The sequence below is a fragment of the Mycoplasma sp. 06067-C1-B144P-99-0482-3 genome (genome assembly GCF_051053925.1).
Lineage (GTDB): Bacteria > Bacillota_I > Bacilli_A > Mycoplasmatales > Mycoplasmataceae > Mycoplasma > Mycoplasma leachii.
The window spans coordinates 690,673-714,914 of sequence record NZ_CP144017.1; the positions used below are offsets into that span (position 1 = coordinate 690,673).

Consider the following 24,242-nt stretch of genomic DNA (forward strand, 5'->3'; position numbering starts at 1 on the left):
TGCGATAACATTCATTCTTAACACCTGAGACAAGTCCTGATAGTTCGTCGACTACTTCACTGGGCAATCCACTCGGGTGTTTTTTAATGCTGTTAAGAGTCTTATCTAATACAGTATGAATTCATCTTGTTTTATTTATTCTTCCTAGGGTTTTTAAATCATGTTTTCTTTCTTCATATAATGAAATACCAAAATATAGACCAGTTTATATTCATTGTAGAACTGGTAGAAGTAGTTATAAATCTATAAAAATGTTAGAAAAAATAGGATTTAATAATCTTATTAATATCCAAGGTTCATTTTTACAGCTAAGCTATTATGAGTATTTTAATGATAAAACAACAAACAGAAAAAAGATTTTAGTTGGATTATTAAACAAAATGGTACCAGACCAATTATAAGACCACAGATCTGTGGTCTTATAATTGAACAGGAGGTCTAATGTTTGTTATCCAAGAAAATAAAAAGTTTAATGAAAAAAAAACTTATAATAGATACTTTTGAAAAAGAGCCTAACAGAAAGTTGTTATCAATCGCTATACAGTTTCAAAAATCACTTTCTACTGTAAAAAAATATAAAAGTGAATATATTAAATGAAAGAACAAGGAAGCAGAGCTAATTCTTTCACATAAAAACACTAATAATAAAAATGCTCAAAAATATAGTGATGAGATAATACATAATTTAGGTGAAAAATACCAAGAACAAGTAAAAATAACTGGTGGAGATGTAAATAATGCTAGTTGTTCTTATTTAACTTTAGAAAACTATCACAGCACTCTTATGTCAACTAACACTAAAAATAAAATTTCTTATTCAACTTTAAATAGGAGACTAATACAACAAGGTTATGCAAGCCCTTATTGCAAACGTAAAACCAAAAAAGAAGTTAAAAAAATAAGAAGACAACAAGAAGAAGGAAAATTAATTAGGTATAGCAATGAGCTAGTTTTTTATGTGCCTAAAAACGTAGAAAAACACAGACTAGCAGTAGCAAACAATTATAAATTTGGACAGGTAATAGAAGTAGATGGATGTACTCATTATTATTTTCAAAATAACACAATAGCAACATGTGTTATGGCTGTTGATGTTGGAACTAATCAAATACTTGATATGTGTTTTGAAGAATACGAAGAATCTTTAAATTCTTATCAAAAAATTTTTGAAACAATATTTAGAACTTATGGCTATCCTCAAAGAATTATTACTGATAATAGAGCTAATTTTAAAAAAGATGAAAGAAATAACGCTAGAACGCGTTTAGAGCTTGAAAATAGGGGTATAGAGGTGATTTCTTCATCTAATGCTAATGCAAACCACATGTTGAAAGAATGTGAGATACAGTCCAAAAAAATGCACCTTTCTTCTTTAAACAAAATGATATAAAAACAATTGAACAAGCAAATCAAATAAAACACAAATTAATAGATTTTGTTAATAGTAAATGTAAAAAAAGAAAAAGAGATAATGCATTTAGACAACTAGGTGAAAATGAAGTTGAAAAATTCTTTGACCTACCTATACCTAGAAAATTTGCAAATGGTGTAGCAGAGTATAAAACTAAAATTTATGCTCCATACGATGAATTTGGTAAACGTTTTAGATTTTATAAAAAAGAAAATATTCAACTTGTAATTGGTTCAGATGAACAACTTTACTTTAGAACAGATACTAAACGCTATATTGCAAAGCCATTAGAAATTGGTTCAACTGATTGAGTTGAAGTTGATTTTGTTAGAAGAAAACAATTAGATGAAAGTAGAAAAGAAGATTTAAAAATACTAACAATGATAAACCAAACAAGAAGAATTCATAGTGGATTAGACAAAACACTCTTATACATAAAAAAATACCCCAATGGATTACCTAGTGAGTTAGTTGACGAGATCTCAGGAATCGTATTGAGGGTTAAAAGTGATTGTTCAAGGTTTTCCCATGAACTCAAAGATAAATTAGGCTTGTTAGAATAGATCTATTATTCTCTAATTTCTTTGATAATATAATTATAACTTATAGTACCATTTTGTATAATAACCCACGAAAACAACAAACAGAAAAAAGATTTTAACAGATTATAATTTTTAATAAAAAAGCAAAGATTCTAGTTTTTTTCCTACGTTTCCCAGTTTAAGCATAAAACAAAAAAACATACTTATGTAAATTTTTGATCTCATAAGTTATGTTTTTTATAATGTAATGTCTAAGTGACTTTTTCTTTTGTTAAAAGCTCTAATAATATTTGATAAGTTTGCCAACTTTCTTGTAACTCATCATTATACACTTGTATAGTTTCGATTTTTTGTTTATTTACAAATACTTCAATTTCTTTAACTTCTTTGATAACATTAATCACTTTATGCTCAGTGATTTTGCTTTTTCCAGTCAGTCCTAATTTTGAATTTAGAATGTAGATGATGTAGTTTAAAAACACTAATGAAATGAAACATAAACAAATGTAACCAACAATATGGTTTCAAGTTGATAAATACATTGGACGAAGAGATAATTTACCTTTTAATGTCTTGAAATTAGACTCAATTTGTCATTGTTTTGAATATAAATTAATAACTTCTTTTACTGATAAATCTGTTCTGTTTGTTTCATAAACATAGTATCCATCATATTTTTGATCTTCTTGTATTTTTTCTATGTCAAGTTCATAAAATGCACCTTTGTTTATAGGTTTAAAGAATCTATATTTTTTAGATCCCGCTAAATCATCACAAGAAACAAGATTATCTTTATTCATTTTCTTAGTGAAATTTTGAATTAAAATGTCTCTATCGTTTTTGTCTTTAGTTGCTCGTTTTTGACTAAAACTAATTATTTGTCTTCTAAAATGTCCATTAATTCTTTTTTTATTGTATGAAGATGCAATATCACGAGTTTTGTATATCAAACCACCATCATTTATATAATCTTTTTCATCTAATATATACTCTTTAAATTGTTTGCTTCCAGCTTTCATTCTGTATGAGATTATGTATTTTCAATTCTTAGATTCTAAAAATCTAATATTTCTATTAACACTCATTCCTTTGTCAGCAATTATAGTTACACTGTTAACTTCATAAATATCTGCAATTTCAAGCATAAATGGTATTAAAGTATTTGAATCAGCAACATTTCCTGGAAATATTTTGTAGTGTAACGGTATTCCATTTTCATCAGTTGCCATACCTATAACAATCTGGTCTTCTTTAAATTTTCCATCTTTTGAATAACCAGTTTTTTTATAACCTTCACGAGAAAATGTTTCAAAATAAGTAGTTGTTGCGTCAAATCATAATACATCAATTTTTCTATTGGTATTTGCACAAATTTTTGCATTTAAATTTCTTAAAATTTCATCTTTGTTTTTTGCTATATAGTCTAATGATCTATAAAATGAATTTTTTGAATGAGTGTCTATTTTTTCTTTTTTTGCTGTCTTATAAGTGTTAAAAACACTTATTGGATTTTTAATTCTTTGATAAATCAACTGTAAAACAACATCTTTTAATGTTGTCGATTTTGTGGGAGAACAATCATTAAAAATATTGAAATAATCAAATAGTTTTTCAACTACTTCGTAACCTTTAAACCTTTCTAAAACTTCTTTTTTGGTTTCTTTTTTCTCTTTAAAAATTTCATCTAATTTAGTTCTTACTTGTTCTTTTGTTCAAGACAATGGAAAGTTTGCAATAATTGCTTTGATAATTGCTAGCGGATCATCATGATATTGTTTTAATTCATGTAAATATCCATATCCTAATCTATATACAAAACCTTTGTTATCTGGTCTTGGCACTCCAATTGATAAGTATTCGCCTTTTTTAACTCTTGCTATTGATGTTCTTCATTGTCTTTTTACATCATTTCTTGACTTCTTCACGTCTTTATTATATCATATTTAAGCATAAAAGCATAATAAATTATATTTTTTATAAAAAAATATAGTCGCTGAAAACTGAGTGTTTTCGCGACTAAGTGGGAAACGTAGGACAAACAGAAAAAAGATTTTAACAGATTATAATTTTGAATAAAAAAGCAAAGATTCTAGTTTTTTTAACTAGTTTCTTTGCTTATTTTTTTAATTGGTTTATAAGATTTTCTATGAATATCTAAAATACCATATTTTTGTATAGCTAGTAAATGTTTTTTTGTACAATAACCTTTATGAGATTTAAAATCATAATTTGGATAAATTTGATCATATTCATCTAGTATTTTGTCTCTAGTAACTTTTGCTAAAATACTACTACAAGCAATAGAAAAACTTTTATCATCACCTTTAATGATTGGTAAAGTTTTAATATTAGTTAATTCAATATTTTGATTACCATCAATTAAAGCAAGATCTGGGGTGATTTTTAAATTATTAATTGTTGTCTTAAAACCTAATAAACTAGCTTGTAAGGGGTTAAGTTCATCAACTTGTTTACTTGAAATTATAATAATTTGATAATCTAGACAATTTTTTATAATTTCATCATATAAAACTTCTCTAGTTTTAGAATTTATTTTTTTTGAATCTTTTATTAAAGGGTTAAAATAATCAGGTTTTAAAATCACACTAGCAACAACTAAAGGACCAGCTAAACAACCTCTACCAGCTTCATCGCTTCCTGATAAATAAGTAATATTATGAACAATTTTAATTTGATCATCAAATGATTTTCTACTTATCATAGTGAACTAATATCATTATCTTGTTTGTTATCTTCTGGATTAATAGCTTTTTGAATTTCTTCAGGAACTACTTCTAAAACTTTTTCAAATGAAATTTTTCCTAATTTACCTTTATCTAGATCTTTTAAAAATGAAGATAGTATTCTTTCCATATCTAAAATATCTTCAGTAACATATCATTTTTTTTCAATTCCAATTGTTTCAAAAATCTTATAAGAATCTATAACTGAAATGGGTTTTTGTAGTCTTAAATTTATTTTGTAATATTTTTCAATAATATCATCATAATTGTTATAAACATAGCTCATTAATTTAGCTGCTACTCTTTCTTTTGGAAAGACATTATCTTTTATTGAATTAATAGCACAAATATTTACAGCAACTGTTTCAGATTCTAGTTTTGAAGGTAAAACTCCTGGTGTATCTAATAAATTAATAAATGGATTTAAATGAATTAACTGAATTCCTCTAGTAACACCTGGTTTATTACCAACTTTAACATTTTTACCTTTAATTACTCTATTTATAAAAGTAGATTTTCCAACATTTGGAATTCCAATAACCAAAGCATTAATTAAAGTATTTTTTATTCCTTTAGCTTTGTCTTTTTCACGTTTTTTAATTGTTAACTCATTAATTACATTAATCAATTCATTAACTATATCAGTATGTCTATTATATAAAACAATCACTTTTGAATTTTCGTTTTTAATATAATAATCAACTCATTGTTGAGTAACTTTAGAATCAGCAATATCAGCTTTTGAAAAAATATAAACTATTGGTTTATCTTTTAAAAGCTTTTCAAAAGTGGCATTTTTTGATGAATAAGGAGCTCTTGAATCAATAACTTCAACAACGACATCTACTATTTCAATTCTTGCTTCAATATCTTTTAAAGTCTTATTCATATGACCTGGAAACCAGTTGAACTCAGCACTCATAAAATCACTTCTTTCTTTTTTCTAATATAATCTTATCAATAAATAAAAAACATCATAATAAAGTAGAAAAATACTTTATATGATGATTAAATTATTTGATTTCTTTAGCTTGTTTTGTTGGCATAATTTCTTTAATTCTAGCAGCTTTACCAGAAAGTTTTCTAATGTAGTAAATACGAGATCTTCTAACTTTACCACGTTTAATTAAAGTAACTGAGTCAATAATTGGTGAGTGTAAAGGAAAAGTTCTTTCAACAAATACACCATTTGACATTTTTCTAACAACTACAGAATAAGTAATTCCTGATCCTTGAGTTTTAATAACTAATCCTTCAAAAGATTGAATACGGAATTTGTCTCCTTCTTTAATTTTTACATCAACTCTAATAGTGTCTCCTGATCTAAAATCTATTAAATCATCACGTAATTGATTATTTATGATATCAAATTTTGATTTAACAGTTTTTGTTGCTTTTGAACTCATACTATTGTTCTCCTTTCATCTTTTTATAAATTTCTAATTGGTGTTTATTTAATTTAGTTATATCAATTAAATCTGGTCTTTTTTTAAGTGTTTTTATTACTTGCTGTTCTTCTCTTCACTTTTTAATATTTTGATGATGACCACTTAATAAAACATCTGGAACTTTTTTATTTCTAAATTCATATGGTTTAGTATAAACTGGATGATCTAATAAATTATTTTCAAAACTTTCATTTTCATGTGATTCTTGTTTAATGACATTTGGTAAAAGCCTTGATATTGAATCAACTAGAATTAAACTGGCTAATTCTCCACCAGTTATTACATAATCTCCAATTGATATTTCATCATCAATATAATCTAAAACTCTTTCATCATATCCTTCATAATGACCACATACAATAATAATATGTTCATAATTATTAGCATAAGTTTTTACTATAGATTGATTTAAAGTTTTTCCTTGTGGTGTTGTTAATAAAACAATTGATTTTGTTGTTTTTACTGATTCAATTGCTTTAATTAGTGGTTCAATCATTAAAACCATTCCACTACCACCACCATATTGATAATCATCAACTTGATTGTGACTAAGTGTAGAAAAGTTTCTTAAGTCAATAACTTCTATTTTAATAGCTTGCTTATTAATTGCTCTTTTTATAATTGATTCTTCTAAATATGAGTTAATAATTTTAGGAAATAAAGTAATAATAGAAAACTTCATGTTATTTTAGTCCTTCAATATTTTTTGCTATTATCATTTGATTTTCATAATCAATTTCTTTTATAAAAACATCAACTAAAGGAACTCAAAACTCTTTAAGATCTTCTGATTTAACTTTTATTAATTGTTGATAACTATTATTCATATAATCTATAATAATTCCATTTGTTTTAAAACTAGTAAACTTAAAGTTAATTAATGATACAAGCTGAGTGATATTTTGATTTTTTAAACAATATATTTCTTTGTTTTTAAATTTAATAACATCATTAATATTATTTAAATTTAAAAACTTAACAATTAAATAATTTTTATTTAAATTAATTTCTTGTATTCTTAAAACTTGAAAATTATCATTAGTTTTTATAAAAAAGGTATTGATTTTATTTAAATCATCAATCACAATATCACTATTTAAAATAACTTTAACCTGTCCTTTAATAGAAAAAGTATTGACTATAACACCTATTTTAATAAGATTAGCATTCATTGATTATTTTAATCTAATTAATTATCTTTACTTTTTTTTAGTAGTTTTTTTAGATACAGGTTTTTTATTTTCAGTTTGAGTATTTTTAGAAAATTTAGATTCGTGTAAAGCTTTTAAAATTCCTTGTTTAGAAAGCAAACTTTTTACTGTATCAGTTGGTTGAGCACCATTATTTAATCATTTTAAAGTTAATTCATTATCAATTTTAACTTCATCTTTTAATGGGTTGAATGTTCCAACTAATTCAATATATTGTCCATTACGATTAACACGTGAGTCAGCTGCTACTATTCTATAAAATGGTGCTTGCTTTTTACCGATTCTTTTTAATCTTAATTTAACCATTGTTTCCTCCTATAATATATTTTTAAAACCTTAATAATAATAACAATTTTAAAAAAAGGTGTCAAGTAATTGTACTTAACACCTAAAAATTATTTGTGATATTTTTCATTATTAATAATTTTAAAAACTCTATAAATTTGTTCTATTAAAACAATTCTACATAACTGATGTGGAAGTGTAATTTTAGCTAGTGAAAACTTATTGGTAAAAGAATTTAAAAAACTTTTTGAATATCCATCACTAGGACCTATAATAAATAAGATTTTTGCTGATTTATAATTTAGATTTGTTTTTATAATTTCAACTAAATTTTCAGTTGAAATTAATCTTGAGTTAACATCAAGAACTACTTTTTCAAAATCTTTATAATTTTGTAGTTTTTTTAATAATAAGTTAGAATTTTCATCTTTAATTTTATTTAACTCACCATTAACTTCTTCTTTTAGTTCAATAATTTCTAAATCTACATATTTTTTTAATCTTTTAAAATAATCATTAAAAGCATCAATATAAAATTTTTTATCTAATTTACCAAAACAAAGTATTTTGATTTTCATAAATTTTAAAATTTAAATCCGCCTTTAGAAAGATTTGGCATTCTTCCACTTTTAATCATTTTAGTTATTTCTAAAACTTGTTTTTTACCTTTTTCAAAAGAGTTTATTAACTCATTAAATTCTTTTTCAGTTCTTCCTGATCCTTTAATAATTCTATTTTTTCTACTTATTGCTTTTAAAACTCTTGGATCACGTCTTTCTTTTAAAGTCATTGAATCCATTAAAATTGAAAATACAGCTAATTTTCTTTGAGCATCTTGAATTTGTGTTTCACTTACTTTATTAATAGGTAACATTTTCATCAACTTATTTAAACTACCCATTTTTGCAATTTGAGCTAACTGATTTCTTAAATCTTCTAAATCAAATTGACCTAAAAACATTCGATTCATAGTTTTTTGAATAGAACGTTCATCAATATTTTCTACAGCTTTTTCAAATAAAGTTTCAATATCACCCATTCCCATTAATCTATCAGCCATTCTTTTTGGATAAAAAGCAGCTAAAGCATTATATCCTTCACCTTCACCGATAAACTTAATAGGTAGTTTAGTTAAATAACTAATAGATAAAGTAGCTCCACCTCTAGCATCTCCATCTAATTTAGTAACAACAACTCCAGATAGTTTTAACTTACTGTTAAACTCATTTGTAACATTAATAATTTCTTGACCACTCATTCCATCAACAACTAATAAAATTTCACTTGGCGATGTTTTTTTCTTTAAATTGTCTAATTCAGTCATTAAAACTTGATCAACTTGTAATCTTCCTGCTGTATCTAAAATTACAACATCAAAATTATTTTTTTGTGCATATTCTAAAGCTTCTTGTGCAGTTAAAATAGGATCTTGTTTTCCTTTTTCAAATACTTGTGTATTTGTTTTTTGTCCAAGTTGAATTAGTTGTTCAATAGCTCCTGGTCTATAAATATCTAAACCAACTAATAAAACTTTTTTCTTATTTTTTTTATTTAATAAATAAGCAAGTTTATTAGCAGTAGTAGTTTTACCACTTCCTTGTAATCCAACCATCATAACAACACTTGGTTTTTTATTTAATTCTAAAGATGCATTTTCTTTTCCTAAAATATTAACTAATTCTTCATGAACAATTTTAATCATTTGTTGATGAGCATTAACACCTTCAAATATATACCCACCTAAAGCTTTTTGTTTTACATTATTAATAATTTCTTTAGTTGCTTCAATATTAACATCTGCTTCTAGTAAAGATAATCTAATTTCTTTTAATGTTTCTTTAATGTTTTCTTCATTTAAAGTAGAATTCTTCATATTTTTTTCAATGCTTTTTTGCATTCTTTTTGATAAAAAATCACCAAATCCCATATTAACTCCTTTTCCAACTAAAATCTATTTTATTTTAAAACATCAGTTTCTTTTCTTTCTCTTATTACTGTTATTGTTATTTCACCAGGAATAATTACTTTATTTTTTATTTCTTCTTTCATTTTTTCTAAAATCATTGCTAGATCTAAATCAGAAGCAACTAATGGATCAACTATTAATCTAATTTGACGACCAGATTGTAATGCATATGTTTTAGCAACTCCTGGAATGGAATTACCAATCTTTTCAATTTCAGTCATTCTTAAAATAAATTCATCAATTGCATTATATCTAGCTCCAGGTCTAGAAGCTGAAATAGAATCAGCAATAGCAACAATAGCAGCTATTTCACTTTCTTTTTCTTTATCTTCATGATGAGATTCAATGCAATTTATAATAATTGGATCTTCATTATATTTTTTAGCAATTTCTGCACCTAATACAACGTGACTACCTTGCTTTTCAAAATCTATAGCTTTACCAATATCATGTAATAATCCTGCTCTAATTGCTTTTTCAACATCTAAACCTAACTCAGAAGCAATAGCTCCAGATAGTTTAGCAACTTCAATAGAATGAGCTAAGACATTTTGCCCATAACTAGTTCTAAACTTTAATTTACCAATTAATTTAACTAATTCAATATCAATATCATTAATATTTAACTCTTTAATAGTACTTAAGCCAGTTTCTTGAATTATATACTCTAATTCTTGTTCTTGTTTTTTTAATTCATTTTCAATTTTAATTGGTTGGATTCTACCATCAATAATTAACTGTTCTAATGTTCTTGTTGCTATTTCTCTTCTAATTGGATTAAAAGAAGAAACTACAACAGTGTTTGGTGTTTCATCAACAACAATATCAACTCCACCAATTTGTTCAAAAGCTTTCATATTTCTACCGTCTTTACCAATAATACGACCCTTAAGATCATCAGATGGTAATTTAACAATATTAGTTGTTCTTTGACTTGTAAGTTCTACTTTAATTCTTTCCATTGCTGAAATTATAATATTATTAGCAATCATTTTAGAACTACTATGTGCTTGTAATTCAGCATTTTTTAAAATAGAAATAAGTTCTTTTTCTGATTTATTTTTTACTTGTTTTATTAATAATTCTTTTGCTTGGGATTTAGTTAAACCAGAAGCATCTTCTAAAATCTTGATTAAATATTCTTCTTTTTTATCTAATAAAAATTTTCTTTTTTCTAGATCTAATAAACTAGCATCTAATCTTTGTGATTTAGATTCAACTATTTCTTGATTTCTTTTTAAATCATTACTTCTTAGTTCTAATTGTTCTTTTACTCTATCTAATTCGTTTTTTTCTAATTCACTTCTTTTTAAAAAAAGCATCTTTGCTTCACTAATTTCTTTATATCCATTAGCTAAAATTTGTTTTTTTGCTTGCTTAGCTTCTTTTGTATATTGTTCAACAAGACGTTTTCTTGATTTAGATTTTCATAAATACAAAGCAATAGAACTACAAATAATAAAGCAAATAAAAAATATACCACAAAAAACTGAGAGTAATATAATTATGTCATCATTCATGTTATCTATTTTCTTTCTGCTTAAAAGTTACAATTAATTTTAAATACTAATTTATTATAACATTTAAAAAATAAAGAAATTTTTGACAATAGCTAAGCAATGAAATTTTGACAATAATTACAAACAAAAAAGCACATTGGTGCTTTAAATTATTCTTTTTGTTCTATTATTTTTTTAACTTGTTGTATTAATTCATTAGTTCTATTTTCATCAGCATTTAATCACTGAATAACACTAGTTTTTCCTTGTCCTATTTTTTCATTTTGATAAGAATATCAAACACCAGATTTTTCAACAATTTCATAACTTACTAATAAATCAACTAATTCACCAATTTTATCAATACCTTTATTATATAAAAGTGATATGGTTGCAGTTTTAAAAGGAATAGCAGTTTTATTTTTAACAATTTTTATTTTAATTTTATTACCAATAATTTCTGAGTTTGAAAGAATATTTTCTGATTTTCTAACTTCTAGTCTAATTGATGAAAAAAACTTTAAAGCTTTACCACCTGTTGTAGTTTCTGGATTTCCAAAAATAACTCCAATTTTTTCTCTTAATTGATTAATAAAAATCACAGTTGTATTAGATTTTGCAATTAAACCATTTAACTTTCTTAAAGCTTTTGACATCATTCTTGCTTGTAGTCCAATTGACTGATCACTCATTTCACCTTCTAATTCAGTTTTTGGTACTAAAGCAGCTACTGAATCAACAATAATTAAATCAATACTATTTGAATTAATTAACATTTCTAAAATATCTAATGCTTGCTCACCATTATCTGGTTGACTAACTAATAATTTGTTAGTATCAATACCTAAATTATGACAATATTTTGGATCTAATGAATGTTCTGCATCAATAAAAGCAGCAATTCCTCCTAATTTTTGAATTTCACAAATAGCATGTAGTGATAAAGTGGTTTTTCCAGATGATTCAGGACCATAAATTTCAATAATTCTTCCTTTAGGATAACCACCAATTCCTAAAGCATTATCTAATAAAAGTGAACCTGATGAAAAAGTTTCAACATTTAAATTATCACTTTGACCAAGAACCATAATAGAACCTTTACCAAACATTTTTTCAATTTCTTTAATAGCTTCTTTTAGTTCTTTTGAATTTCACATTTGTGATTCTTTTAAATTATTATCTTCTATTTTTTGTATTTCTGTACTCATAGCTCTTTTTTTCCTTTCATATTTGTATTAGAAAAAAAATTAAAAAAGAACCATTTGCTTAATTTTTTTTACAATAAATTTAATAGCTCTTTTTTTAAAGAACTTTCTAGATACTACAAATTTAGGTTTAAATTCAAAAACTTTAATATCATTATTATAAAAAACACCAATATAAGCTAAACCTACAGGTTTATTTTCCATACTATTAGGACCAGCATTACCAGTAAAACTAACTACAATATTTGTTTTTGTTAGTTCATAAGTTTTTATAAGCATTTCTTTTGCACACTCAAAAGAAATAACACCATCTTTTTTAATAACTTGTTTATCTATATTTAAAATATTTTCTTTAAACATAGTTTGATAACAAACAAATGACCCATAAAATATTTTTGAACTATTTTTAATATTAGTAATTAAATTACTAAATAATCCACCAGTAAATGATTCACAAGTTGAAATTGTTAAATTAGCTTTAATTAATAATTTAACTATTTTTTTTAAACTCATAAAATCACCACAATCTATTAAAAAAAATGATGAGATTTTATCTATAACCCACATTTTGTACTTTTTAGCGTCAATCATCTATCTAGTTAATAATAACTTCTGATTTTGATTCTTATTCTCTTAATCAGATTCCTCTACCAAAATTTGAGTTTCTTACTTATGGGGTTTACCGCGTTCCATTTCAAGATTTCTCTTTATTCGTCTCTGTGGCACTTTATAACATTACCATAGCAAAGCCTTAGGTTAGTTATGCCGTCAGTAATTAATTACTGCCTAAATTTATTTTTTCATTTAGCATAAACACTACAATCATCACAGATTGTGTAAGCGTGGAGTTTCCTCTATATTCTTTTTCAAATACAGCGATTGACCAATAAAATCTCTTATTAATTTTACAACATAAATCAAACAAAACACTAGATAAACAATCTTAGTTTATTTATTAATAATTTATAAAATTTAATTTTTAATTATTAAAGTTAGGAAGTTTTTTATTATCATTATCTATTTTAGATCTAAGAGCAAAATCATCAAAAACAACATTTTTGTTAATTTTTCATTTACTTAAATCTTGCTCAAAACTAGATGCATTAAAAAACATTTTACTCATATTAGTTACATTTAAAACATTTCAATTTGAAATATTTTGATTAAATGAAGTTGCTCTAAAAAACATATTACTCATATCAGTTACATTAGACACATCTCATTTTGAAATGTCTTGATTAAACATACTAGCACCTAAAAACATTGATCTCATATTAATTACATTTTTAGTATTTCACACTAGTTTTTGATTATTATTATTAAAATTTTTAGCATCAACAAACATTGAATCCATATTGATTGCATTATTAGTTTTTCAACTACTTAGATTCTGATTAAATTGTTCAGCTTCGTTAAACATTGAATTAAATTTAATTACATTAGAAGTATTTCAATTTGATATATCTTGGTTAAAGTTTTTAGCCTTTTCAAACATTTCACTCATATTTTTAATATTATCTGTTTTTCAATTTTCTATACCTTTAATTTTTGAATTTATATTTTGTTGAAATGCTAATTTTAAAGAAGTGATTTCTTTAGGTAAATGATCTGGTACTTGATTTGTTTTAGGTTTAATTTTTTCTATTTGAATTTCAAAATCTTTAGTTAGAAAATATCCAATTTTTACTAACTTATTTTTGTTATAGACTGGATTAATTCCATAACCTCAAAACTTAGATAAATCTTCTTTTGTATTTTCAATATTTTGTTTTAGTTGATAATTTATTTTTTCTTGATTTAAAATTTGATTTTCTTTAATTTGAATGTCATTTAAAAGTACTTTGACTTGTTGATTATTTTTAAATTTATTCAATTGGATTTTTGTTTTAAAGTATTGATTTTTAATAGGTAAGTTTATTTTACTTGTTTTATATCTATAACCATTAGCTTTATCATATAACCTAGTAAAAGGTTCAAACTTATAACTTATTTTTTCTATATTTTTTAATTCTTGTAATTGAGATTCTAAACTATTATTTTCTTTTTGTAAATTAGTAATTTTTAAATCAACTTCATTTAGTTCATCTTTGATTTTTGTACTTAACATTTCTAGAGTTTGTGTATCAAGTTGATAACAAGAAATAACTAAACTAGTTAAACTAATTACTAATAGTGAATTTAAAAATATTAATATTTTTTTCATACAAATTAATTCTCAATACTATTTTAAAAAAAATCTCATTATAGAAAATAAAAAGTTCAAATAAATTTATTTGAACTTTAATAAAAATTATATTAAATTATTTTATTTCATTTTAGATTTAGCTGATGTTGGAGTTGATGCAGGAGTAGAAGTTAGAGTTGGAGTTGGAGTGGATGAACTTGAATCTTTAAATTTAGGTAATTTTGAAGATTGACTTTCTATTTTTGAGCCAGTTGCAAAACTACTGTGTTTTACTTTTTCTTTAACCTTTCATTCACTTAGATTTTGATCAAAACTAGAGGCTTTATTAAACATAAAGTTCATTTCATCTACGTTAGAAACATCTCATTTTGAAATATCTTGATTAAACATTTTTGCTTCAGAAAACATATAATTCATTTTCTTTACACTATTAGTTTTTCATTTTGAAATATCTTGATTAAACTCTCCAGTTTTTCTAAACATTGATGTCATGTCTTCAACTTTTGAAGTGTTTCAAGACGAAATGTTTCCATTAAACATTTTTGCACCAGAAAACATTGATTTCATTGTTTGAACATGAGAGGTATCTCACTTGTCTAAATTAGAATTAAATTTTTCTGCTCCATCAAACATTTGTTCCATATTATAAACATGAGAAGTTTGTCATGAACTTAGATCTTGATTAAATACTTTTGCTCTAGCAAACATTTTTCTAGCAAATGCTAAATTATATGGTTTTCATTTTCCTAAATTTTGATTAAATTTAGCATTATCAGCAAACATTGAATTAGAATCTCTTAAAATTTTTACATCTCAATTTGAAATATCATGATTAAAGTTTTTAGCACCATCAAATAAGAAACTCATTTGACAAACTCTAGAAACATCTCATTTTTCAATACCATTAACATTTGTAGATGTGATTCGATTAAATACTTTACTTAAACTATTAACTTCTCTTGGTAAAAGTGCGCTTATTTTAGAAATATTTGTTGGCATTTCAAACGCTTGTACGTAATTAATATTTATTCCGTTAGGTTTTAAATAATTATCACCTTCATCATCATAATAACCCATTTGAATAACTTCATCAATGTCACTTATTTCTTGTTTTTGTCTTTTTTTAGATGGATCTTTTCAAACCATTTTTTCTCATTCGTCTTTATTTTTTTCAACAATCTTTCCGTCTTTTGTTTTATATTTTATTGATTGTTGACCATATTTAACAGATCCAACTTCTAATTTAATAACATCTTTATTTACTAAAACTTTAACTTTTTGATTTAATTTATTATTTTCATCTTTAGTTAATTTTTCAACAGTATTTTCATACAAACTACCATTTAAATCAATAGAATCACTAACTTGTTTTGGTAATTTTTCTTTAAGCATTTCAACAATTAAGCTAGTATTTTTAGCACTATCTAATTTGTTTTTAAATTCTTTATTTCATAAATCAATAACAGCTTGTTTGTTATTGATAATAACTTCTGATTTAACAGGATTATTATTTGTATTATTACATGCTACTACTAAAAAACCAGTAGTACTAATCATTGCTAATGAGCTAAATAATGTTAATATTTTTTTCATCTTTATAGCCTTTTATAAATTATTTTTCTTATTACTAAATATGTATTAAGTTGATTTTTAATACCACTTTTATTATAGTAAATTAATAATTTTGAGATAAAAATCTAACAAAACTAAAAAATAAATAAAAAAAAGATAGAAATTTTGGTTGATCATTTCTATCTTGATTTACTTATTAATAATTTATAAATTTCATCAATTTTATTTAATTTTTCTTCATATCCAACTAATTTTTTTTCAATTCTTGCTATTCTTTTAATGAGATCTATATCATTTAAGTTATCTTTAACTAGTTTTCAATTCTTTTTAGCATATTGTTCTAGTTCATTTTCAACTTTTTGCTTATCAGCACTAAGTTTTGTTAATTTTTGATTAACTAAATCTAATTGTTCATTTAAACTAGCAATCTGATTTTCTAAAACAACATAGTCTTTAATAATTTCATCTAAAAAGTCGTTTACCTCTTCAATTTTATAACCTTTATAAGCTATGTTAAATTTCTTATTTTGAATCTGGTTAACTGATAACTTTTTCATATATGACTCCTTTTTGATAATTATTATAACATCTTTTTCTAATACTATAATAAGGAGGAAATATGCACCCATTAAAAAATAAAGGTCAATATTTAGAAACAATTTTAAACATTACTAATCAAAAATATCTAGATGAAAATTTATGTGTAGTTAGTAAAATTCCAACAAATATTAATCTAATTAATATCAATAATAAAGTCATTACAAACGCTACTTTTAAAGATAATTTTAATTGTGATTATATTGGAGTTTATAATGGTTTATATTTTGAATTTGATGCTAAAGAAACATCAAAAGATGAGTTTAATTTTAATGCTATTAGAAAAAATCAACAACAAAAACTTAATTTAGTTAGTAAAAATAAAGGATTAGCATTTATTATTTTGTATTTTTCAAAATACAATGATTTTTATATTATTTCTTATAATAAACTAATAGAATATATTAAAAATAATAAAAAAACAATTCCTAGAAGTTGAATAACTAAAAATTGTCAAGAATTATTTTTAACAAATAAATTAAAACTAGATTATCTTAAACACTTTAATCATTTAATCAATCAAATAAAATAAGTTGATTTGAATTTAAATATTTTTCAATTTCTTTTAATAAAAAATTAAAATCAGAAATTTTTTTCTTATTAGTAATTTGTAATAACTGTTCTTCTTTAATATTTGTTTGTAAAAGCTTAATAATTTTTAGTTTTTCATCTTTAGTTAAAACAAATAATAAATTCTTTTCAAAATTAATAAAAAATTGATTATATTGCTTTATTAAAAAAGAATCATTAACAAGTAGGGTAATTTTTTTAAACAAATTAGAAAAATCAATAAAATCTGTTTTAATTTCAATTAAATCTTTTTCAGCTAATAATTCTAATTCATTTTCAATTTCAACACTAGATAAATTTAAATAATTAGCTAATAAATTAGGAGTTGTCATTTTTCTAGTTTGATCGTTTAAATACATTATCATTAAAATAATTAAAGCTTGATTATCAGTTAAATTTAGTCTTTTATAATATTCTAATAATAACTTTTTTTTAGAAACAATTCCTTTTTCTAATAATTCAAAAATCATAAAATTTTCCTTTATAAATGTTAATAAAAAGGTTGCTTAGCAACCTTTTTATAATTATTACATTAATGATTCTTTAAGTTGTTTAGCTGGTTTAAATCTCGCTGATCTAGAAGCTGGAATAATTATTTTTTCACCAGTTGATGGGTTAACTCCTTCTCTAGATGATCTTTCAGAAATAACAAATTTTCCAAATCCTGCAACTGATACTTCTTTTCCTTCAATTAAATGTTTTGAAATTGTTTGAAAGATTCTATTAACAACTTTTTCAGCATCAACTTTAGAAATATTCTCATTAATAATGATTTCTTCAATTAATTCTTTTTTAGTCATATTAAATTACTTCTCTTTTCTACTTTTCAACTTAAACCAGTCAAACACCTTTAAATGAATGGTTTAAAAGCGCTATTGGTCTAATATTATTATATAAAATTCTATATAGTGTGTTAATAAATTCATTATGAATTTCATATTTATCACATAGTAGATAAGCAATTCTAACAACTTGAATTTGATCTATTGTTAAATTATTTTTTTCAAGTGCTTTTGTAATATTTTTTAACTTAACAATATCAATTCCTAACAAAAAATATTTATTATTTTTATTTAAAATATTTTCTATTAAAGTAGCTAAAGTAGCAAAATTAAAAAAAGTTTCTAATTTAGCATTATAGTTTTTAGCTATTTGATAAATTAAATTAATAACAATAGTAATTAATGAAGCTTTAGTATTACTTTCAGCACCAAGACCTTCTAAAATACCTAGTGAAAGATTAATTAAATCTTTAAAATAAACTACTAATTCACTTGTAATCAAATCATTATTTGAATAACATAAAAAATATTCATTTGAAAATATTTTAACTAACTGTTTGCAAATACTTAAGTTTTTTGAAATGATCATAGCTGTTGTTGGTTTTTTTAAAATAATTTGACTAGGATTATTTGGTCCATATAAACAAACAAATTCTTTTAATAAGTTAGTTTTATTAAATTGATTAATAATTAAATTTGATAATAAATCTAAATTATTCTCATCAAAACCTTCAATAGTACTAATTAAAATAATTTCATTTTTTAAATACTTTTTAATTTGATTAATAGTTGAAAGTAGTTGTTTATTTAAACTAGTTAAAATTAAAATTTCAACATTTTCTAAACTAGCAACTAAATCAGTTGTAGCAACAATTTTATTATTAATTTTTAATTGAGTTGAAATATTATAACTATGATTAAAATTAATATTATTAACATCTAATTCATTTTCAGAATAAATAATTACATTATGATGATTATCAGCTAGAATATTAGCTAAAGCAATACTATAAGCATTAGATCCAATAATAGTGATATTTTTTTTCATATTATTTTCTTTCTCTAAAAATTAAATTAATAGGAATGCTATCAAATCCAAAGCTAAATCTAATTTGATTTTCTAAAAACCTTTTATATGAAAAGTGTAAATAATTTGGGTGATTACAAAATAAAACAAATGTTGGAATGTAAGCTTGAACTTGACTAGCATAATAAATTTTTAATCTATTTCCGTTAAATTCAGGAGCTGGATTAATTAGTTGAGCTTTATTTAAAACCTCATTTAACACATACGTTTTAACTTTAACTGATAAACTTTGTTTAATATCTGCAACTAAATCTAAAATTTTAGTAACTCTAGTTTTATCAAGTGCTGAAATAAAAATAATTTTTGCATAAGAAATATATTTAAAATATGCTCTAATTTCTTCTTCTTTTTTTAGAATTTGTTCTTGTTTATTTTTAACTAGATCTCATTTATTTACAACAATAATTACAGGTTTTTTTTCATCATAAATTAATCCACCAATATTAGTATCTTGATCTGTTATTGGTTTTGTTGCATCAATCATTAATAAAACAATATCACTATTAGTAATTGCAGATAATGATCTTAAATAACTATATTTTTCAACAGTTTGACCTAGTTTAGATTTTTTTCTAATTCCTGCTGTATCAATTACTGTATATTTATTTCTATTATAAGAAAAACTAATATCAACAGCATCTAAAGTAGTTCCTTCAATTTCACTAACTATCATTCTGTTTTCATTAACTAAAGAATTTACTAAACTTGATTTACCAACATTTGGTCTTCCAATAATTGCTATTTTAGTTGAATCATCTTTTAAATCTACATCATTTTTAGAAATATAAGAAATCACTTTATCTAATAGATCACCAATCCCAATTCCATGAGTTGAAGAAATAAAATATAAATCACTAAATCCTAAATTCATAAATTCATAGTTATGATCATCAATAGTTTTTTTATCATATTTATTAATTGCTAAAATTACTGATTTTTTAGATTTGTGTAAAATTTTAGCAATCATTTTGTCATCTTTATCTAATCTATTTAAAAAATCAACAACAAAAATAATAACATCAGCTTGTTCAATAGCAATTTGAGTTTGTATTTGAATTTCATTTGAAAACAATTGTTGATCAATACTAATTCCACCAGTATCAACTAAAATAAATTCTCTAGTTAATCATTCAGCATTACTATAAATTCTATCTCTTGTAACTCCTGGTTTATTATCAACTATAGATTTTTTTTCTTTAATAATTCTATTAAATAAACTTGATTTACCAACATTTGGCTTTCCAACAATTGCTACAATTTTCTTTTTCATTATTTTTGACTTTCTAATTGATGAACTTTATTAACTACAATATCTACAACTTGATCTATAGTTAAATAAGAATTATCTATATATCAAGCATCACTTACTAAAACTAAAGGTCCTATTTTTCTTGTTTTATCAACTTGATCTCTTTTAATTAAATCTTGATAAATTTGTTTAAATGATTTACCTAAAATTTTGTTTTCTACATTTTGTTCAAATCTTCTTTTTGCTCTGATTTCAATATCACAATCTAAATAAATTTTTAAATCTGCATTAGGTAAAACTACACTTGTAATATCTCTACCAACTAGTATATAACCTTTATTTTTAACCATTTGTTGTTGAGCTTTTACCATATAATTTCTAATTTGTGGAATTATTGTAATTTTATTAATTACATTTAAAATTTCACTACTTATTAGTTTGTTAGTAACATTTATATTATTTACAAATATTTGTTCATCACTAATTTTATAATCAAAACTATCTAATAATTTGATAATTTGATCTTGATTATTAATATCAATATTTTTAAATAAACAATATCAAGTAAAAGCTCGATACATTAATCCAGTATCAACAAACTGATAATTTAAAATTCTAGCAACTTTTTTAAAAATTACAGATTTTCCACTACTACTAGTACCATCAACAGCTATAATCAGTTTTTCCATACTATCTCCTATAATACAATAAATAATAATAAAGAAAAAATCATCACACTAATAAAAATAGAAATTCAAATTAAAAATCAATTCTTTTTAATTTGATACATTTGTTTTTTTCTTTCTAATTCTGCAATTTTTTTTAAATTTTCTTTTTTAGTTTTTTTAATTAAATCAGTAATTTGTACTTGCTTGATTTCATTAATTTCTTTTATAGAATTTAAATCATTTTGATTAATAATAAGTTTAGTTAAATTAGTAAAATCATTATTTATAACATCAAGTTTTTCAAACTTTTCACTAGTTGTTTTTTTATATGAATTAATATCTTTAGTCATTTTTAATAAATTGCTAAAATGAAATTTTTGCTCATCTAAAACTATAAAATCTGAATATTTTTTTAAATCAACTAATTCATTAGTACTTATTTTTTTTAATAAACTAATTTGTTTGTGAATATTATTTAAAAGTTCTTGATTAATAGTTTGGTTAATTCTAGTTTTTGCTAAATAAAAACCACCTTTATCAAATTCATCATAAATATTGTTAAAAACTTTATTAAAATATTTATTATCTAATTTATTTAAAACATTTAAGCTATTATTAATAAATTTACTATAATCACCTAAGTTTTTAGCTTTTTTAATTTGTTGATTAACTAAGTCAATTTCTTTACTAAATAACTGATTTCTAGAAGTATAATCTTTACTCATAAAACACCTATTACTAACTTATATTTTATAATAAACCTATTTAAACATAAAAAAATGCCTAGGCATTTTTATTTGTATCTATGATTAATTGGTCTCATTTTTCATTCAACTAGAATAAATAATAATAAAGCAATACCATATCTTAAGATATTTCATCCAAAAATAGCTATTATAATAAAAGTATTAATATTTGTAAAACTTAGCATATGTTCATCATGAATGTGATCATGATCATGACCAGCATGATAAAAACTAATTTGATTTGATAACAAGTGATTAGAATTTATATTTGAATCTATATATAAAGCTAAAATAAATCCTAGAGTGGAAACAAAAGAAACTAAAACAATCATAATTGGTAGTGGGGTTCATCTTTTAAATCTAGCAACATTTTTATTTGTATCATGATGAATTGGTGAGTTATTAAAAATCACATTAAATACAAGAAAAACAATTCAAACAATAAAAACATTTGTTATAGCTTCAATTGGTGGTTGTATTCAACCATGTTCCATACCATGAATAAAGTTATGTAAAATTGGAGTTAAAAATCCTAATAAACTAGCAAAGATCGGACCTAAAGTAGCTATTGAAATACAAACAACTAAAATATCTAAAAATCTAGATTGAATTCATACTTGATCACTTACAGGAATTTTGATTGACTCTAATAATATATCAATTGCACTAACTGAAGCAGTTAAAGCTAAAAAAAATCCAGTTAAAACAATTTTAAATAGCAATTTTTTTCTACTAAATAAAAAAACAGTTCTTAATTCAAAATTATAATTTTGAATATCATCGTGATTTCCAAATTTATCAAAATGATGTTTTCCATGATAATGATCTATTTTTTTATGATCTTTACTATCAAGTTCTTTGTGCATATCTAAATCATTATCAACATTACATACTACATCATTTAATTGTTCTTTTAATGATTCGTTCTTCTTCATATAAGCCTTTCTCCTTTCTTTTTTATATATATAATATTATATCAATAATATCTTATTTATAAAATTTATAAATAAATAAAGTTACTATTATTTAAAAAATATTTATTATAAAATAAATAATAAATAATCAAAAAAGCGAGGTTTTAATATGAAAAATAATGTAATTAGTATGGTAGTTGAAATACCAAAAGGTTCATCTAACAAATATGAAGTTGATGAAAAAACAAAAAGAATTAAACTAGATCGTGTTTTATATGGAGCTAACTTTTATCCAGGTGAATATGGAATGATTGAAAACACACTAGATTGAGATGGAGATCCATTAGATGTAATTTCACTATGTACATACCCAACATTACCAGGAGTTGAAGTTAATGTTAGAATTTTAGGTTCAATTAAAATGGTTGATGCTGGAGAAGTTGATACTAAATTATTTGGAGTGTTTAATGATGATCCAAGATTTAAAGAATATCAAACACTAAATGACGTACCAAAACACTACAGAGATGAAATTGAAAACTTTTTCTTACAATATAAAGCTTTACAAAATAAAGTAGTTAAAATTAATGGTTGAGGAACTTTAGATGAAGCTTTAGAAGAACTTGAAGAATGCAAGTCAAGATTTGAAGAATATAAAGATCGTTTAGCTAAAGGACAAAAAGATCAAATATTAGCTGAGTGAAAAGAAAAAGGATTAGGTCAAGCTTAAAATAATAACATTTGACATAGATTACTTTTTTAACTAAGTAATCTTTTTTTATTAAAAATTATAAAAAAATACTCCTTTAAGGAGTATTTGCTATTATATTAAAATTATCTCTTAACTTGATCATCAATATTATCAATTTGTTTATTAATGAAGACATTCATATTATCTAATTCACTTATTCTCTTATTCAAACCAATGATTTGATTATTTTTTTCAATTAGAGAATCTTTGATTTGATTTAGTTTTTCTTCAAGTGATTGATTATTTCAATCTACAAACTTAAGATCATTTTTTGCTAGTAAATTAACAAATTCTTCATTATTAATTTTTGAAAGTTCATATTCATAATAATTAAGTTTTAAACTTTTTTCTAAATTATCTTTTAAATATGTTTCAACACCATTATAAATAGCATTTAAAATTTCACTAATTTTTTCAATAACAAATTTTGTTTTTAGTCCAGATTGTAAGTTTGCAACATTCTTGTATCCATCTAAATATTCAATATTTGGTGTATCAACTGGTTGAACATCACCATTTTGATCTTCATTTAATTCACTTGTATTTAATTCAGCTTCTTTAAATCTTTTAGATCTTTTATCATAATAAGCTAAATAATAAGTTGTTGACTTAGTTTCTTGATATGAATTTGAATTACTTGAAGATTCAACATAATACTTAGTAAGTTTTTTTAATTGATTATTAAAAATGTTTTGTAGTTCATTAACATTATCTTGAGCATCTAAAACAATTGCTTTTACTTTTTTTAGAGTTTCAGTAACTTTTTTTTCTAATAAAGGATTCATTTAATTAACCTCCTTTTAAATTAAA

The 24,242-nt window shown here is 23.3% G+C and carries 28 protein-coding genes and 1 other RNA gene; 5 read left to right on the plus strand and 24 right to left on the minus strand.

Features of this window, described 5'->3' with window-relative positions:
* Nucleotides 1-86: 86 nt before the first annotated feature.
* The 3 genes from V2P32_RS03025 (at nt 87) to V2P32_RS03035 (ending at nt 1,974) form a co-directional block, all read left to right on the plus strand.
* Nucleotides 87-401, plus strand: coding sequence for a rhodanese-like domain-containing protein (locus tag V2P32_RS03025; protein ID WP_434343257.1), 315 nt, complete (start codon nt 87-89; stop codon nt 399-401).
* Nucleotides 402-472: 71 nt separating this feature from the next.
* Nucleotides 473-1,390, plus strand: coding sequence for a hypothetical protein (locus V2P32_RS03030; protein WP_434343258.1), 918 nt, complete (start codon nt 473-475; stop codon nt 1,388-1,390).
* Complete coding sequence (locus V2P32_RS03035) at nt 1,336-1,974, plus strand: hypothetical protein (RefSeq protein ID WP_434343259.1); 639 nt, start codon at nt 1,336-1,338, stop codon at nt 1,972-1,974. Before V2P32_RS03030 ends, V2P32_RS03035 begins: the two co-directional genes overlap by 55 nt.
* Before the next feature lie 230 nt (nt 1,975-2,204).
* Here the strand turns inward: V2P32_RS03035 and V2P32_RS03040 are convergent, their stop codons facing one another.
* From V2P32_RS03040 to V2P32_RS03115, 16 genes are all read right to left on the minus strand, one after another.
* Nucleotides 2,205-3,878: an IS1634-like element IS1634 family transposase gene (locus tag V2P32_RS03040; protein WP_434343260.1), complete on the minus strand. Its 1,674-nt coding sequence runs from the start codon at nt 3,876-3,878 to the stop codon at nt 2,205-2,207.
* 173 nt (nt 3,879-4,051) lie between these two features.
* Nucleotides 4,052-4,675, minus strand: coding sequence for a ribonuclease HII (locus V2P32_RS03045; protein WP_434343261.1), 624 nt, complete (start codon nt 4,673-4,675; stop codon nt 4,052-4,054).
* Complete coding sequence (gene ylqF / locus V2P32_RS03050) at nt 4,669-5,619, minus strand: ribosome biogenesis GTPase YlqF (RefSeq protein WP_434343262.1); 951 nt, start codon at nt 5,617-5,619, stop codon at nt 4,669-4,671. The genes V2P32_RS03045 and ylqF overlap by 7 nt, the downstream gene beginning before the upstream one ends.
* Before the next feature lie 91 nt (nt 5,620-5,710).
* Entirely contained in the window at nt 5,711-6,103 is a 393-nt protein-coding gene (gene rplS / locus V2P32_RS03055; RefSeq protein WP_011387413.1) for a 50S ribosomal protein L19, read from the minus strand.
* A gap of 1 nt (nt 6,104) precedes the next feature.
* Complete coding sequence (gene trmD, locus V2P32_RS03060) at nt 6,105-6,827, minus strand: tRNA (guanosine(37)-N1)-methyltransferase TrmD (RefSeq protein ID WP_434343263.1); 723 nt, start codon at nt 6,825-6,827, stop codon at nt 6,105-6,107.
* Between the two features lies 1 nt (nt 6,828).
* A complete protein-coding gene (locus V2P32_RS03065) occupies nt 6,829-7,317 on the minus strand; it encodes a ribosome maturation factor RimM (RefSeq protein ID WP_434343264.1) in 489 nt (162 codons plus the stop codon).
* Nucleotides 7,318-7,344: 27 nt separating this feature from the next.
* Nucleotides 7,345-7,662, minus strand: coding sequence for a 30S ribosomal protein S16 (gene rpsP, locus V2P32_RS03070; protein ID WP_434343265.1), 318 nt, complete (start codon nt 7,660-7,662; stop codon nt 7,345-7,347).
* Between the two features lie 89 nt (nt 7,663-7,751).
* Nucleotides 7,752-8,219 carry a 23S rRNA (pseudouridine(1915)-N(3))-methyltransferase RlmH gene (locus tag V2P32_RS03075; protein WP_011166608.1) on the minus strand — a complete coding sequence of 156 codons (468 nt, stop codon included), beginning with the start codon at nt 8,217-8,219 and terminating at the stop codon, nt 7,752-7,754.
* A gap of 5 nt (nt 8,220-8,224) precedes the next feature.
* Nucleotides 8,225-9,568, minus strand: a complete 1,344-nt coding sequence (ffh, locus tag V2P32_RS03080; RefSeq protein WP_434343266.1) for a signal recognition particle protein — start codon at nt 9,566-9,568, stop codon at nt 8,225-8,227.
* 29 nt (nt 9,569-9,597) lie between these two features.
* Nucleotides 9,598-11,127, minus strand: coding sequence for a ribonuclease Y (gene rny, locus V2P32_RS03085; protein WP_434343267.1), 1,530 nt, complete (start codon nt 11,125-11,127; stop codon nt 9,598-9,600).
* A gap of 149 nt (nt 11,128-11,276) precedes the next feature.
* Nucleotides 11,277-12,314 (minus strand): recombinase RecA, encoded by a 1,038-nt coding sequence (gene recA / locus V2P32_RS03090; protein ID WP_434343268.1) that lies wholly within the window; start codon nt 12,312-12,314, stop codon nt 11,277-11,279.
* A gap of 39 nt (nt 12,315-12,353) precedes the next feature.
* Nucleotides 12,354-12,824 (minus strand): CinA family protein, encoded by a 471-nt coding sequence (locus V2P32_RS03095; protein WP_015545303.1) that lies wholly within the window; start codon nt 12,822-12,824, stop codon nt 12,354-12,356.
* 39 nt (nt 12,825-12,863) lie between these two features.
* Nucleotides 12,864-13,202, minus strand: an RNA gene (gene rnpB, locus V2P32_RS03100) — RNase P RNA component class B.
* Nucleotides 13,203-13,290: 88 nt separating this feature from the next.
* Nucleotides 13,291-14,514 (minus strand): BspA family leucine-rich repeat surface protein, encoded by a 1,224-nt coding sequence (locus tag V2P32_RS03105; protein WP_434343269.1) that lies wholly within the window; start codon nt 14,512-14,514, stop codon nt 13,291-13,293.
* 102 nt (nt 14,515-14,616) lie between these two features.
* Complete coding sequence (locus V2P32_RS03110) at nt 14,617-16,089, minus strand: BspA family leucine-rich repeat surface protein (RefSeq protein ID WP_434343270.1); 1,473 nt, start codon at nt 16,087-16,089, stop codon at nt 14,617-14,619.
* Nucleotides 16,090-16,247: 158 nt separating this feature from the next.
* Nucleotides 16,248-16,625: a DivIVA domain-containing protein gene (locus V2P32_RS03115; protein ID WP_434343271.1), complete on the minus strand. Its 378-nt coding sequence runs from the start codon at nt 16,623-16,625 to the stop codon at nt 16,248-16,250.
* A gap of 62 nt (nt 16,626-16,687) precedes the next feature.
* Here V2P32_RS03115 and V2P32_RS03120 point away from each other — a divergent pair, with 62 nt between their 5' ends.
* Nucleotides 16,688-17,197: a Holliday junction resolvase RecU gene (locus V2P32_RS03120; RefSeq protein ID WP_434343272.1), complete on the plus strand. Its 510-nt coding sequence runs from the start codon at nt 16,688-16,690 to the stop codon at nt 17,195-17,197.
* Here V2P32_RS03120 and V2P32_RS03125 read toward each other — a convergent pair.
* From V2P32_RS03125 to V2P32_RS03155, 7 genes are all read right to left on the minus strand, one after another.
* Complete coding sequence (locus V2P32_RS03125; protein ID WP_434343273.1) at nt 17,169-17,705, minus strand: DnaD family protein; 537 nt, start codon at nt 17,703-17,705, stop codon at nt 17,169-17,171. The genes V2P32_RS03120 and V2P32_RS03125 overlap by 29 nt on opposite strands.
* Nucleotides 17,706-17,762: 57 nt before the next feature.
* Nucleotides 17,763-18,035 (minus strand): HU family DNA-binding protein, encoded by a 273-nt coding sequence (locus tag V2P32_RS03130; RefSeq protein ID WP_011166598.1) that lies wholly within the window; start codon nt 18,033-18,035, stop codon nt 17,763-17,765.
* A 31-nt stretch (nt 18,036-18,066) separates the two neighbouring features.
* Nucleotides 18,067-19,065 carry a glycerol-3-phosphate dehydrogenase gene (locus V2P32_RS03135; RefSeq protein ID WP_434343274.1) on the minus strand — a complete coding sequence of 333 codons (999 nt, stop codon included), beginning with the start codon at nt 19,063-19,065 and terminating at the stop codon, nt 18,067-18,069.
* Between the two features lies 1 nt (nt 19,066).
* A complete protein-coding gene (der, locus tag V2P32_RS03140) occupies nt 19,067-20,374 on the minus strand; it encodes a ribosome biogenesis GTPase Der (protein WP_434343275.1) in 1,308 nt (435 codons plus the stop codon).
* Nucleotides 20,374-21,042: a (d)CMP kinase gene (gene cmk / locus V2P32_RS03145; protein WP_011166595.1), complete on the minus strand. Its 669-nt coding sequence runs from the start codon at nt 21,040-21,042 to the stop codon at nt 20,374-20,376. The genes der and cmk overlap by 1 nt, the downstream gene beginning before the upstream one ends.
* An 8-nt stretch (nt 21,043-21,050) precedes the next feature.
* Nucleotides 21,051-21,746, minus strand: a complete 696-nt coding sequence (locus V2P32_RS03150; RefSeq protein ID WP_434343276.1) for a hypothetical protein — start codon at nt 21,744-21,746, stop codon at nt 21,051-21,053.
* 68 nt (nt 21,747-21,814) lie between these two features.
* Nucleotides 21,815-22,702 carry an ECF transporter S component gene (locus V2P32_RS03155; protein ID WP_434343277.1) on the minus strand — a complete coding sequence of 296 codons (888 nt, stop codon included), beginning with the start codon at nt 22,700-22,702 and terminating at the stop codon, nt 21,815-21,817.
* 148 nt (nt 22,703-22,850) lie between these two features.
* On the opposite strand from V2P32_RS03155, the gene V2P32_RS03160 reads away from it, so the two are divergent.
* Nucleotides 22,851-23,411, plus strand: coding sequence for an inorganic diphosphatase (locus V2P32_RS03160; protein WP_011166592.1), 561 nt, complete (start codon nt 22,851-22,853; stop codon nt 23,409-23,411).
* 104 nt (nt 23,412-23,515) lie between these two features.
* Here the strand turns inward: V2P32_RS03160 and V2P32_RS03165 are convergent, their stop codons facing one another.
* Nucleotides 23,516-24,217 carry a hypothetical protein gene (locus V2P32_RS03165; protein ID WP_434343278.1) on the minus strand — a complete coding sequence of 234 codons (702 nt, stop codon included), beginning with the start codon at nt 24,215-24,217 and terminating at the stop codon, nt 23,516-23,518.
* Nucleotides 24,218-24,242: the final 25 nt, after the last annotated feature.